Source organism: Citrobacter tructae (assembly GCF_004684345.1).
GTDB lineage: Bacteria > Pseudomonadota > Gammaproteobacteria > Enterobacterales > Enterobacteriaceae > Citrobacter > Citrobacter tructae.
Window position 1 is genome coordinate 4708159 of record NZ_CP038469.1, and the last position, 11967, is coordinate 4720125.

Below are 11967 nucleotides of genomic sequence, written 5' to 3' on the forward strand. Positions count from 1 at the left end.
TGGTGTTGGCAAAAGCCTTAGAAACCGAGTGATTGTGCGTTGTCTTTGGTGACTTCGAGGATCTTGTTAAAGCGGATCACTTTCTTCTCCATGTCGATATCGGCTTTCCCTAAACCTTCGATACTCAGATCGGCGTTGACTTCTTTACCCTGCAACAGTTGATCGGCAACGGTGACCAGCGCGTAGCCCGCATCTTTTGGATCCCACAGCAGCGCTTTTTTGATATCACCGCGCATCAGGTAAGGAGCGGCCTGGGCTGGCATGGCGATACCGACGACGGCAATTTTATCCTTGGCGCGTTTTTTCTGTACGGCCTGGCCTGCCCCGATGGGACCCAGCGAGCCGAAACCGATAATTCCTTTCATTTGCGGATAGGTTTTCATCAGATCCAGCGTCGTGGAATAGGACTTATCAATACTTTCCGCTACCGGCAGACGTGAGGTGACTTCGAACATCTCCGGGTATTTTTCTTTCTGATATTTAATCGCGTAGTCGGCCCACGCGTTATGCAACGGCACGGTCAGTGAACCTACATAGATTGCATAACCCCCTTTGCCACCCATACTTTTCGCCAGTTCATCGACGTTGGCCTGCGCGTATTTTTCGCTGTCGATGGTTTCGATATCCCACTGACCGATTTGTTCGTCCGGGGATTCGTGCGTCAGGACCACAATGCCTTTCTCGCGCGCTTTTTTCAGTACTGGTTCAAGAACCTTGGCATCATTCGGCACCACGATGATCGCATTGACGTTTTTGGCGATCAGATCTTCAATCACTTTCACCTGCTGCGCTGGGTCCGGCGTAGACGGACCGGTCTGGTAAGCGTTCACATCCAGTTTTTTTGCTGCTTCGTTAACGCCGGTTTCCATGCGGTTAAACCAGGGAATACCGGTGACTTTGGCAACCACAGCAATTTCATATTTTTCCGCCGCAAAGGACGTGCCGGACAACATGCATGCAGAAACCAGGGTTGCACTGAGTAATGCGAGTTTGAATTTCATAGTTGTACCTTTAGTAGGGGGCAGGGCATGTCACGGCGTGAGGTTAACAACGAAGGGAAGAGGGAATGAATCATAAATACCACGAATGTGATCTATGCCCATTTTTGTGAATATGTAGATCTAATTGTGTTAATTTTTAGTTAAATATAAGGCCAGGCACTCTCTTGAGAATCTTTTTATTGTTAATAATGAATTAAAATAAAACATAAAATTAACATTTATTTATCATTTGATTTAAGGGTAAGAGGGAGAACGTCATTTTTGCCGTTGCTGGCAACAAAGAAACTTTCGAAATTGAGAACTGAATCGATACCGGAAAAGGGGGCTCAATATTTTATCGTTCAATGCTATCCTCAGCGCATTCTCGCCAACGACTCCCTTTATATGGCGAGCTGGATTTCCGTGGAGAACTCATGCAGCGCGTTAAACGCATCATTGTCACGTTGTTTCTGGCCGTCCTGTCCTTTGGCGCGGGTGCGCATCCCCACAGCTTTATTCATCTGAAAACAGAGCTCGTGAGTGAAAATAATCAGTTTGTGGCGTTAAAAATGCGCTGGACGATGGATGAAATTACCTCCGCCGATCTGCTGTACGATGCGGGCAACGCCAAACCGGGCGATGAGATCTGGAAAAAATTGGCGGCGGAAGTCATGGCCAATGTCCTCGGACAGCACTATTTCACCGAAGTGTGGCGCAACGGGCAGAAGGTAAAATTTAAAAATCGCCCGACGGAATATGGTATGGAGCATGAGGAACATCAGGCGGTGTTGACGTTTGTACTGCCGCTGGCTCAACCGCAGCCACTTGCCGGACAGACCTATATTATTTCCACGTTTGATCCCACCTACTACGTGGATATGAGCTATGACAAGGACAACGATGCCACGCTGGCACCGGGCCTAAGTAATCAATGCCGGATTAACGTGCATACCCCGACGCCCAATGAACAATCGCTGCGCTTTGCGCAGTCACTGGATAAAGAAGACGCGCCGCCGGAGGATATGGAGTTGGGGAAACAATTTGCGCAGAAGGTGACAGTGCAATGTCAGTAGTGTATCAACAACGTACAGCCGGTCGTCGCTGGCTCACGCTATGGCCGCTGGCGGTCTTTTTTCTGCTGGCAACCGGTGGTGCACTGTGGTTATGGCAGGCCTGGCCGCAGGTGATGGTGAAAAGCATTATCTGGCAACGGGACGTTAACCAGCAAATGAGCGGCTTGCTGAAAGCGGTTGCCGCCAATCCTACCCGTGCAGGCGGATCGCTATTGCTGTTTAGTTTTATTTATGGGGTATTGCACGCGCTGGGGCCGGGGCACGGGAAAATCGTCATCACTACCTGGCTGGCGACGCATCCGTCGAAGCTCAAGTCGAGCATCGGGCTGACGCTGGCGTCTTCCTTATTGCAGGGGCTGGTGGCAATAGGGCTAGTGGTTGTGGTGCTCACGGTGCTGCAACTGCCTGCCCGACAGCTACACATGAGCAGTTTCTGGTTGGAGAAAGCCAGCTATGCACTGGTTGGCGTACTGGGCGTTTTGCTGTGTTGGCGGGCATTGAAAAAGTTACGCGCGCTGCTGCGCCGACCTAAATTTACCGTCTTTACACCGCATCATGTGCATCATGAACACTGTGGCTGCGGGCATCAGCATTTACCCGATCCCGAACAGATACAAAGCGGCGATGACTGGCGCGCCCGGCTGATGATTATTCTTTCCATGGGCATGCGTCCCTGCTCTGGCGCAATTATGGTGCTGCTGTTCAGTAAAGTGGTTGGCGTCTTTAGCTGGGGCATGGCATCTGCGCTGGCGATGGCGGCAGGAACGTCTTTGACGATTACGTCACTGGCTTTGTTGGTACACAGTTTTCGCTCGCTGGCGGTGAGACTTAGCGGACATAAAGCGCCGGTGCTGTGGCGACAGATTGGCTGGACCACGCTGGCGCTGGCCGGTGGTGCTATGTTAGTCGTTGCAGCAGTGGTGATGTGGGTGAGTGCGGTGCCAGTGGGAAGGGGATTACGACCGTTTTAAGTTGTCGGCCCGGTAAGCGTAGCACGCTACCGGGCACTTCTGAGATTAACGCTTCAGCGCGTCGCTCAGTTCGTCGCGCATGTTCGCCAGCATGGCTTTCACTACACGCGGGTTACCTGCAACGATGTTGCCAGTCGACATGTAGTTATGACCGCCGGTGAAGTCGCATACCAGTGCGCCTGCTTCACGAGCAATCAGTTCACCTGCGGCAAAATCCCACGGTTTCAGACCGATTTCGAAGTAACCGTCAACGCGCGCGGCGGCAACATAAGCCAGATCCAGCGCAGCAGAACCGGTGCGGCGGAAGTCAGCGCATTCGGTGTACATCTTGCCGAGGATCTTCATGTAAGAAGGAGCGTGCTGTTTGGCTTTGAACGGGAAGCCAGTGGCGATGATGGTGCCATCCAGATCGCGAGCGGTGCTGCCACGCAGACGGTAGCCGTTCAGCTGTGCGCCCTGACCGCGCGTTGCGGTGAACAGTTCGTTACGCATTGGATCGTAAACAACGGCGACTTCAGTACGGCCTTTGATGCGTACTGCGATGGATACCGCGAAGTGCGGCAGACGTTTTACGAAGTTGGTGGTGCCATCCAGTGGATCGATAACCCATTGAACATCCAGATCTTCACCAATATGTTCACCGCTTTCTTCGGTGATGATGGTGTGCTGAGGGTAAGATTTGCGGATTGTTTCGATAATAATCGCTTCTGCGGCTTTATCGACGTTAGTCACGAAATCATTGCTGCCTTTCTGGCTGGTTTCTACAGAGTCTGGTGTTTCGTAGTGTTTGGCAATTACATTACCCGCCTTGCGCGCTGCGCGCACGGCGATGGTCAGCATCGGATGCATCGGTCTCTCTCACTGGATGTTAAAGAACGGGAAAACGGCGCAGAGTATAGCAGCGAGTTCGGTATATGTCTTCGTTTTATGATAATATGGCCGAATAATCTTTAGCCGAAGAAATACAATGCTGCAAAATATTCGAATTGTGCTGGTGGAGACCTCTCACACCGGCAATATGGGCTCCGTTGCCCGTGCAATGAAAACCATGGGTTTAACCAATCTGTGGCTGGTCAATCCGCTGGTAAAACCTGACTCCCAGGCTATTGCCCTGGCGGCCGGTGCCAGCGATGTGATCGGCAATGCGCAAATCGTCGACACCCTCGATGAAGCGCTGGCTGGCTGTAGCCTGGTTGTTGGAACCAGTGCGCGTTCCCGTACCCTGCCGTGGCCGATGCTCGATCCACGTGAATGTGGTTTGAAAAGCGTAGCCGAAGCGGCGAATACCCCGGTAGCGCTGGTCTTTGGCCGTGAGCGTGTGGGATTGACCAACGATGAGCTGCAGAAATGCCATTATCACGTCGCTATTGCCGCGAACCCGGAATACAGTTCGCTGAACCTGGCGATGGCGGTACAGGTCATTTCTTATGAAGTGCGCATGGCCTGGCTAGCAACGCAGGAAAGCGGTAAAACCACAGAATACGAAGAAACCGAGTATCCGCTGGTCGATGATTTAGAGCGTTTTTATGGTCATCTGGAGCAAACGCTACTGTCGACGGGCTTTATCCGCGAGAACCATCCGGGACAGGTGATGAACAAATTGCGCCGTCTGTTCACGCGTGCGCGTCCTGAGAGTCAGGAACTGAATATTCTGCGTGGAATGCTTGCATCTATAGAGCAGCAGAATAAAGGAAAGTAGGCCGGATAAGCGAAGCGCCGTCCGGTGAGTGAAAACGGCACTGAAGGTTAAATACCTGACTAATTTAGTCAAGTAAATAGTTGACTGATTTAGTCGGGAATGTCAGACTTGCCCCTGCTATGCAATACCCCCATTTTACAATAAAAAACCCCGGGCAGGGGCGAGTTTGAGGCTAAGTAAGACATGAGACTGACATCAAAAGGGCGTTATGCCGTGACCGCAATGTTGGACGTTGCGCTCAACTCCGAAACGGGCCCGGTACCGTTGGCTGATATTTCTGAACGTCAGGGAATTTCCCTTTCGTACTTGGAGCAGCTGTTTTCCCGTTTACGTAAAAACGGTCTGGTTTCCAGCGTACGTGGACCAGGCGGCGGGTATCTGCTGGGTAAAGATGCAGGCAGCATCGCAGTAGGTGAAGTAATTAGCGCTGTTGACGAGTCCGTAGATGCGACGCGTTGCCAGGGCAAAGGCGGCTGTCAGGGCGGCGATAAATGCCTGACCCACGCGCTGTGGCGCGATCTGAGCGACCGTCTGACCGGTTTCCTCAACAATATTACGTTAGGCGAACTGGTGAATAATCAGGAAGTCCTGGATGTGTCTGGTCGCCAGCACACTCATGACGCTCCACGCAGTACCCGCACGCAAGACGCGATCGACGTAAAACTGCGTGCCTAATAAAAATTACGCAATATCCTTCTTTTTGCATCAAGGCAGGCAGAAGGATGAAGCGTAAAAGTATTTCAGAATCAGGCCGGGGTGTTGGACACTCCGTTAACTCGGTCGTACATCCAGCCGGTTGCCTGGTTCCTTGCATTGAAGCGATGTACGGAGTTTATAGAGCAATGAAATTACCGATCTATCTCGACTACTCCGCAACCACGCCGGTGGACCCGCGTGTTGCCGAGAAAATGATGCAGTGTCTGACCCTGGACGGAAACTTTGGTAACCCAGCGTCCCGTTCACACCGTTTTGGCTGGCATGCTGAAGAGGCGGTAGATATCGCCCGTAATCAGATTGCCGATCTGGTGGGTGCCGATCCGCGTGAAATCGTCTTTACTTCCGGTGCGACCGAATCCGACAACCTGGCGATTAAAGGTGCGGCCAACTTTTATCAGAAAAAAGGCAAGCACATCATCACCAGCAAAACGGAGCACAAAGCTGTGCTGGACACCTGTCGTCAACTGGAGCGTGAAGGGTTTGAAGTGACCTACCTCGCCCCGCAGCGCAACGGTATTATTGACCTGAAAGAACTCGAAGCGGCGATGCGTGATGACACCATTCTCGTTTCCATTATGCACGTGAACAACGAAATCGGCGTGGTGCAGGATATCGCGGCTATCGGCGAAATGTGCCGTGCGCGTGGCATCATCTACCACGTTGATGCGACCCAGAGCGTGGGCAAACTGCCTATCGATCTGAGCCAGCTGAAAGTTGACCTGATGTCCTTCTCCGGTCACAAAATTTACGGTCCGAAAGGTATCGGCGCACTGTACGTTCGTCGTAAACCACGTATTCGCATCGAAGCTCAGATGCACGGCGGTGGTCACGAGCGCGGTATGCGTTCCGGTACGCTGCCTGTCCACCAGATCGTTGGTATGGGTGAAGCTTACCGTATCGCGAAAGAAGAGATGGAAACCGAGATGGCGCGTCTGCGCGGTCTGCGTAACCGTCTGTGGAACGGCGTAAAAGATATGGAAGAGGTGTACCTGAACGGTGACCTCGAGCATGGCGCACCGAACATTCTCAACGTCAGCTTCAACTTTGTTGAAGGCGAATCGCTGATTATGGCGCTGAAAGATCTGGCTGTTTCTTCCGGTTCTGCCTGTACGTCTGCAAGCCTGGAACCTTCCTATGTGCTGCGTGCGCTGGGTATGACTGACGAGCTGGCACACAGCTCAATCCGTTTCTCTTTAGGTCGTTTCACAACCGAAGAAGAGATTGACTACACCATCAACCTGGTTCGTAACTCCATCGGCCGTCTGCGTGACCTTTCTCCACTGTGGGAAATGTTCAAACAGGGCGTGGACCTGAACAGCATTGAATGGTCACATCACTAATCGGTACCGATAAGGAGAATTCAGCATGGCTTACAGCGAAAAAGTAATCGATCATTACGAGAATCCACGTAACGTGGGCTCTTTTGACAACAGCGACGAGAACGTGGGCAGCGGCATGGTGGGTGCACCGGCTTGTGGCGACGTGATGAAGTTGCAGATCAAAGTCAACAATGAAGGTATCATTGAAGACGCGCGTTTCAAGACTTACGGCTGCGGTTCCGCCATTGCCTCCAGCTCTCTGGTTACCGAATGGGTGAAAGGGAAATCTCTGGACGAAGCACAGGCGATTAAAAACACCGATATCGCAGACGAGCTTGAACTGCCACCAGTGAAAATTCACTGTTCTATTCTGGCTGAAGACGCGATTAAAGCCGCGATTGCGGATTACAAAAGCAAACGTGAAGCAAAATAATTAAGAGTTGAGGTTTTATTATGTCGATTACCTTAAGCGACAGTGCAGCAGCGCGAGTAAATACCTTCCTGGCAAACCGTGGTAAAGGGTTTGGCCTGCGTCTGGGCGTGAGAACCTCCGGCTGCTCAGGTATGGCCTATGTACTGGAATTTGTTGACGAGCCGGCGGCTGAAGATACCGTGTTTGAAGACAAAGGCGTAAAAGTCGTGATCGACGGTAAAAGCCTGCAATTCCTCGACGGTACGCAGTTAGACTTCGTCAAAGAAGGTCTGAACGAAGGGTTTAAGTTCACCAACCCTAACGTGAAAGATGAGTGTGGGTGCGGCGAAAGCTTCCACGTATAACGCGCTTACCGATAACCCCACCGTGGTCACCTGCGCGTGGGGTTTGTTTTACCTGACTCTCTGGTTTTGCCACATCGAACAACAGAGAATCGATGCCCTGAGAATGTTATGGACTACTTCACCCTCTTTGGCTTACCGGCCCGTTATCAGCTCGATACTCAGGCGCTGAGCCTCCGTTTTCAGGATCTACAACGTCAGTATCATCCTGATAAATTTGCCAGCGGCTCTCAGGCGGAACAACTTGCTGCCGTTTCGCAATCCGCCACGATCAATCAGGCCTGGCAAACGCTGCGTCATCCCTTGATGCGCGCCGAATACTTACTGTCTTTACACGGCTTTGATATCCGAAGCGAGCAGCACACGGTGCGCGATACTGCGTTCCTGATGGAGCAGCTGGAACTTCGCGAAGAGCTGGACGAGATTGAACAGGCTAAAGACAGTCAACGTCTGGATGCGTTTATGCAGCGAGTCAGCGAGATGTATAACGTTCGTCATCAACTGATGGTTGAACAGCTGGACAGCGAGACGTGGGACGCGGCGGCAGATACCGTGCGTAAGCTGCGTTTTCTCGATAAACTACGAAGCAGTGCAGAACAACTCGAAGAAAAACTGCTCGATTTTTAATTTCCGGAAGCGAAAATGGCCTTATTACAAATTAGTGAGCCTGGTCTGAGCGCCGCGCCGCACCAGCGTCGTCTGGCGGTCGGTATCGATTTAGGCACCACCAACTCCCTGGTTGCGACCGTACGCAGCGGCCAGGCCGAAACGCTGGCTGACCACGAAGGTCGTCACCTGTTGCCGTCAGTGGTTCACTATCAGCAGCAGGGCTACTCTGTCGGTTACGATGCCCGCGCCAATGCCGCGTTGGACACAGCTAACACTGTCAGTTCGGTAAAACGCATGATGGGCCGCTCTCTGGCGGATATCCAGGCGCGTTACCCACATCTGCCGTATACGTTCCAGGCAAGCGAAAACGGCCTGCCGATGATCGAAACCGCTGCCGGTTTGCTTAATCCGGTGCGCGTATCCGCTGACATTCTGAAAGCGCTGGCCGCGCGGGCAACCGAATCGCTGTCCGGCGAGCTGGACGGCGTGGTGATTACCGTTCCGGCCTATTTTGACGACGCACAGCGTCAGGGTACTAAAGACGCCGCGCGTCTGGCGGGTCTGCACGTACTGCGTCTGCTGAACGAACCGACCGCTGCCGCAATTGCCTATGGCCTGGATTCCGGTCAGGAAGGCGTGATCGCAGTCTATGACCTTGGCGGCGGCACGTTTGATATTTCTATTCTGCGCTTAAGTCGTGGTGTGTTTGAAGTGCTGGCGACGGGCGGGGATTCCGCGCTCGGCGGTGATGATTTCGACCATCTGCTGGCCGATTATATTCGCGAGCAGGCAGGCGTTGCCGATCGTAGCGATAACCGCGTACAGCGCGAGCTGCTGGATGCCGCGATTGCCGCCAAAATTGCGCTGAGCGACGCCGAGTCCGTCACGGTTAACGTGGCGGGATGGCAGGGTGAAATCTCCCGTGAAACGTTTAATGAACTGATCTCTGCACTGGTTAAGCGTACGCTACTGGCCTGTCGTCGCGCGTTGAAAGATGCGGGCGTAGAGCCGCAGGATGTGCTGGAAGTGGTGATGGTCGGTGGTTCAACGCGCGTGCCGCTGGTGCGTGAACGCGTCGGTGAATTTTTTGGTCGCACGCCGCTGACCTCCATCGATCCGGATAAAGTGGTCGCCATTGGTGCGGCAATTCAAGCGGATATTCTGGTCGGCAATAAACCGGACAGCGAAATGCTGCTGCTGGACGTAATCCCACTGTCCCTGGGACTGGAAACCATGGGTGGTCTGGTGGAAAAAGTGATCCCGCGTAATACCACTATTCCAGTGGCGCGTGCGCAGGATTTCACCACCTTTAAAGACGGTCAAACCGCGATGTCCATCCACGTGATGCAGGGCGAGCGTGAGCTGGTGCAGGACTGCCGTTCACTGGCGCGTTTTGCGCTGCGTGGTATTCCGGCGCTGCCAGCAGGCGGCGCACATATCCGCGTCACCTTCCAGGTCGATGCGGACGGACTGCTAAGCGTGACCGCCATGGAGAAATCCACCGGCGTGGAATCCTCAATTCAGGTTAAGCCGTCCTACGGTCTGACCGACAGTGAAATCGCCTCCATGATTCAGGATTCGATGAGTTTTGCCGAGCAGGATGTCAAAGCCCGTATGTTGGCAGAACAGAAAGTCGAAGCGGCACGTGTACTGGAAAGCTTATCCGGTGCGCTCGCTGCTGATGCCGCGCTGTTAAGCGCCGCAGAACGTCAAGCCATCGACGACGCCGCCGCGCATTTGAGCGAGGTCGCGCAGGACGACGATGTTGACGCTATCGAACAAGCCATTAAAAACGTAGACAAACAAACCCAGGAATTCGCCGCTCGCCGCATGGACAAATCCGTCCGTAGCGCGCTGAAAGGCCATTCCGTGGACGAGGTTTAATATGCCAAAGATTGTTATTTTGCCTCATCAGGATCTCTGTCCCGATGGCGCAGTTCTGGAAGCTGAGACCGGTGAAACCATTCTCGACGTTGCCCTGCGTAACGGTATCGAGATTGAACACGCCTGTGAAAAATCCTGTGCCTGCACTACCTGTCACTGCATCGTGCGTGAAGGTTTCGACTCCCTGCCGGAAAGCACGGAAGAAGAAGACGACATGCTGGATAAAGCCTGGGGACTGGAGCCGGAGAGCCGTTTAAGCTGTCAGGCGCGCGTCACCGAGGACGATTTAGTGGTCGAAATCCCACGTTACACAATCAATCATGCGCGTGAGCATTAACAGGGGGTAGTATGGGACTGAAGTGGACCGATAGCCGCGAAATCGGCGAGGCGCTGTACGACGCGTTCCCCGATCTCGATCCCAAGACCGTTCGTTTCACCGATCTCCATCAGTGGATCTGCGATCTTGAGGAATTTGATGACGACCCTGGCGCATCCAATGAAAAAATTCTGGAGGCGATTCTGCTAGTCTGGTTAGATGAAGCAGAGTAAGTCACATAACGGGCTGCCATAGGGCGGCCCGTTTGCTAATAAGGATAAATAAAATGACAGAAGCCATGAAAATTACGCTTTCCACGCAGCCTGCTGACGCGCGTTGGGGTGAAAAAGCGACCTACAGCATCAATAGCGACGGTATTACCCTGCACCTTGATGGAAAAGATGACCTGGGCCTTATCCAGCGCGCCGCACGTAAAATAGACGGCCTGGGTATTAAGCATGTCCAACTGGATGGTGAAGGCTGGGATACCGAACGTAGCTGGGCGTTCTGGCAGGGCTACAAAGGACCAAAAGGCACCCGTAAAGTTGAGTGGGCCGCTCTGGACGAGGCGCAGCGCAAAGAGCTTGATAGTCGTCTGAAGATTATTGACTGGGTGCGCGACACCATTAATGCCCCGGCAGAAGAGTTGGGCCCGGAACAGTTAGCGCAGCGCGCGGTTGATCTGCTGTGCAGTGTGGCGTGCGATAACGTCTCTTACCGCATTACCAAAGGTGAAGATCTGCGCGAGCAGAATTACATGGGCCTGCACACGGTAGGCCGTGGATCTGAACGTCCGCCGGTGTTGCTGGCGCTGGACTTCAACCCGACAGGTGATAAAGAAGCGCCGGTTTACGCCTGCCTGGTTGGCAAAGGGATCACCTTTGATTCCGGCGGTTACAGCATCAAGCAAAGTGCGTTTATGGACTCGATGAAGTCAGATATGGGCGGTGCGGCAACGGTAACCGGCGCACTGGCGTTTGCCATAACTCGCGGTCTGAACAAGCGCGTGAAGCTGTACCTGTGCTGTGCAGATAACCTGATCAGCGGCAATGCCTTCAAACTCGGCGATATTATTCGCTATCGCAACGGCAAAAATGTTGAAGTGATGAATACCGATGCCGAAGGACGCCTGGTGCTGGCCGATGGTCTGATCGACGCCAGCGCGCAGAAACCGGAACTAATCATTGATGCCGCCACGCTGACCGGTGCGGCGAAAACGGCGCTGGGTAATGATTATCACGCGTTGTTTAGCTTTGATGACCAGCTGGCTGCACGCCTGATGGCAAGCGCGGCGCAAGAAAACGAACCGTTCTGGCGTCTGCCGCTGGCGGAGTTCCACCGTAGCCAGCTGCCGTCTAACTTTGCCGAGCTGAATAACACCGGCAGCGCGGCCTACCCGGCGGGCGCAAGCACCGCTGCGGGCTTCCTGTCTCATTTCGTGGAAAACTATCAGCAAGGCTGGCTGCATATCGACTGCTCTGCAACCTATCGCAAAGCGCCCGTTGAGCAGTGGTCCGCGGGTGCGACCGGTCTGGGTGTGCGCACGATTGCCAACCTGCTGACCGCGTAAATTATGACTGTATGGCCGGATGGCGTTTTGCGCATTCGGCCTACACGTACTCATC

Annotated in this window: 14 protein-coding genes; 12 read left to right on the forward strand and 2 right to left on the reverse strand. The window is 53.4% G+C overall.

The window, feature by feature from the left end; genetic code table 11:
* Positions 1–17 precede the first annotated feature (17 nt).
* Positions 18–1001: an autoinducer 2 ABC transporter substrate-binding protein gene (locus E4Z61_RS23145; RefSeq protein ID WP_135324750.1), complete on the reverse strand. Its 984-nt coding sequence runs from the start codon at positions 999–1001 to the stop codon at positions 18–20.
* A 413-nt stretch (positions 1002–1414) separates the two neighbouring features.
* Here E4Z61_RS23145 and E4Z61_RS23150 point away from each other — a divergent pair, with 413 nt between their 5' ends.
* A complete protein-coding gene (locus tag E4Z61_RS23150; RefSeq protein WP_135324751.1) occupies positions 1415–2053 on the forward strand; it encodes a DUF1007 family protein in 639 nt (212 codons plus the stop codon).
* A complete protein-coding gene (locus tag E4Z61_RS23155; RefSeq protein WP_135324752.1) occupies positions 2044–3024 on the forward strand; it encodes a nickel/cobalt transporter in 981 nt (326 codons plus the stop codon). Before E4Z61_RS23150 ends, E4Z61_RS23155 begins: the two co-directional genes overlap by 10 nt.
* Before the next feature lie 45 nt (positions 3025–3069).
* Here the strand turns inward: E4Z61_RS23155 and suhB are convergent, their stop codons facing one another.
* Positions 3070–3873, reverse strand: coding sequence for an inositol-1-monophosphatase (suhB, locus tag E4Z61_RS23160; protein WP_096756163.1), 804 nt, complete (start codon positions 3871–3873; stop codon positions 3070–3072).
* Positions 3874–3991: 118 nt separating this feature from the next.
* On the opposite strand from suhB, the gene trmJ reads away from it, so the two are divergent.
* From trmJ to pepB, 10 genes are all read left to right on the forward strand, one after another.
* The gene (gene trmJ / locus E4Z61_RS23165; RefSeq protein ID WP_096756164.1) at positions 3992–4723 is read left to right on the forward strand and encodes a tRNA (cytosine(32)/uridine(32)-2'-O)-methyltransferase TrmJ; all 732 of its coding nucleotides are present in this window, start codon (positions 3992–3994) and stop codon (positions 4721–4723) included.
* Positions 4724–4906: 183 nt separating this feature from the next.
* Entirely contained in the window at positions 4907–5398 is a 492-nt protein-coding gene (gene iscR, locus E4Z61_RS23170) for a Fe-S cluster assembly transcriptional regulator IscR (RefSeq protein WP_005120405.1), read from the forward strand.
* Positions 5399–5565: 167 nt separating this feature from the next.
* Entirely contained in the window at positions 5566–6780 is a 1215-nt protein-coding gene (gene iscS / locus E4Z61_RS23175; protein WP_135324753.1) for a cysteine desulfurase, read from the forward strand.
* 25 nt (positions 6781–6805) lie between these two features.
* Entirely contained in the window at positions 6806–7192 is a 387-nt protein-coding gene (iscU, locus tag E4Z61_RS23180) for a Fe-S cluster assembly scaffold IscU (protein WP_002913991.1), read from the forward strand.
* A gap of 20 nt (positions 7193–7212) precedes the next feature.
* Positions 7213–7536: an iron-sulfur cluster assembly protein IscA gene (iscA, locus tag E4Z61_RS23185; protein WP_003835203.1), complete on the forward strand. Its 324-nt coding sequence runs from the start codon at positions 7213–7215 to the stop codon at positions 7534–7536.
* A gap of 108 nt (positions 7537–7644) precedes the next feature.
* Positions 7645–8160, forward strand: coding sequence for a co-chaperone HscB (gene hscB / locus E4Z61_RS23195; protein WP_003838436.1), 516 nt, complete (start codon positions 7645–7647; stop codon positions 8158–8160).
* A gap of 15 nt (positions 8161–8175) precedes the next feature.
* Positions 8176–10026 (forward strand): Fe-S protein assembly chaperone HscA, encoded by a 1851-nt coding sequence (gene hscA, locus E4Z61_RS23200; RefSeq protein WP_135324755.1) that lies wholly within the window; start codon positions 8176–8178, stop codon positions 10024–10026.
* Between the two features lies 1 nt (position 10027).
* The gene (fdx, locus tag E4Z61_RS23205; protein WP_003037690.1) at positions 10028–10363 is read left to right on the forward strand and encodes an ISC system 2Fe-2S type ferredoxin; all 336 of its coding nucleotides are present in this window, start codon (positions 10028–10030) and stop codon (positions 10361–10363) included.
* Between the two features lie 11 nt (positions 10364–10374).
* Entirely contained in the window at positions 10375–10575 is a 201-nt protein-coding gene (gene iscX, locus E4Z61_RS23210) for a Fe-S cluster assembly protein IscX (protein ID WP_045446157.1), read from the forward strand.
* 53 nt (positions 10576–10628) lie between these two features.
* Positions 10629–11912, forward strand: coding sequence for an aminopeptidase PepB (gene pepB / locus E4Z61_RS23215; protein WP_135324756.1), 1284 nt, complete (start codon positions 10629–10631; stop codon positions 11910–11912).
* Positions 11913–11967 lie beyond the last annotated feature (55 nt).

Excerpts from the sequence above, each read along its gene's own strand:
- E4Z61_RS23145 (WP_135324750.1), bottom strand. The coding sequence starts at position 1,001 with ATGAAATTCAAACTCGCATTACTCAGTGCAACCCTGGTTTCTGCATGC.
- E4Z61_RS23150 (WP_135324751.1), top strand. The coding sequence starts at position 1,415 with ATGCAGCGCGTTAAACGCATCATTGTCACGTTGTTTCTGGCCGTCCTG.
- E4Z61_RS23155 (WP_135324752.1), top strand. The coding sequence starts at position 2,044 with ATGTCAGTAGTGTATCAACAACGTACAGCCGGTCGTCGCTGGCTCACG.
- suhB (WP_096756163.1), bottom strand. The coding sequence starts at position 3,873 with ATGCATCCGATGCTGACCATCGCCGTGCGCGCAGCGCGCAAGGCGGGT.
- trmJ (WP_096756164.1), top strand. The coding sequence starts at position 3,992 with ATGCTGCAAAATATTCGAATTGTGCTGGTGGAGACCTCTCACACCGGC.
- iscR (WP_005120405.1), top strand. The coding sequence starts at position 4,907 with ATGAGACTGACATCAAAAGGGCGTTATGCCGTGACCGCAATGTTGGAC.
- iscS (WP_135324753.1), top strand. The coding sequence starts at position 5,566 with ATGAAATTACCGATCTATCTCGACTACTCCGCAACCACGCCGGTGGAC.
- iscU (WP_002913991.1), top strand. The coding sequence starts at position 6,806 with ATGGCTTACAGCGAAAAAGTAATCGATCATTACGAGAATCCACGTAAC.
- iscA (WP_003835203.1), top strand. The coding sequence starts at position 7,213 with ATGTCGATTACCTTAAGCGACAGTGCAGCAGCGCGAGTAAATACCTTC.
- hscB (WP_003838436.1), top strand. The coding sequence starts at position 7,645 with ATGGACTACTTCACCCTCTTTGGCTTACCGGCCCGTTATCAGCTCGAT.
- hscA (WP_135324755.1), top strand. The coding sequence starts at position 8,176 with ATGGCCTTATTACAAATTAGTGAGCCTGGTCTGAGCGCCGCGCCGCAC.
- fdx (WP_003037690.1), top strand. The coding sequence starts at position 10,028 with ATGCCAAAGATTGTTATTTTGCCTCATCAGGATCTCTGTCCCGATGGC.
- iscX (WP_045446157.1), top strand. The coding sequence starts at position 10,375 with ATGGGACTGAAGTGGACCGATAGCCGCGAAATCGGCGAGGCGCTGTAC.
- pepB (WP_135324756.1), top strand. The coding sequence starts at position 10,629 with ATGACAGAAGCCATGAAAATTACGCTTTCCACGCAGCCTGCTGACGCG.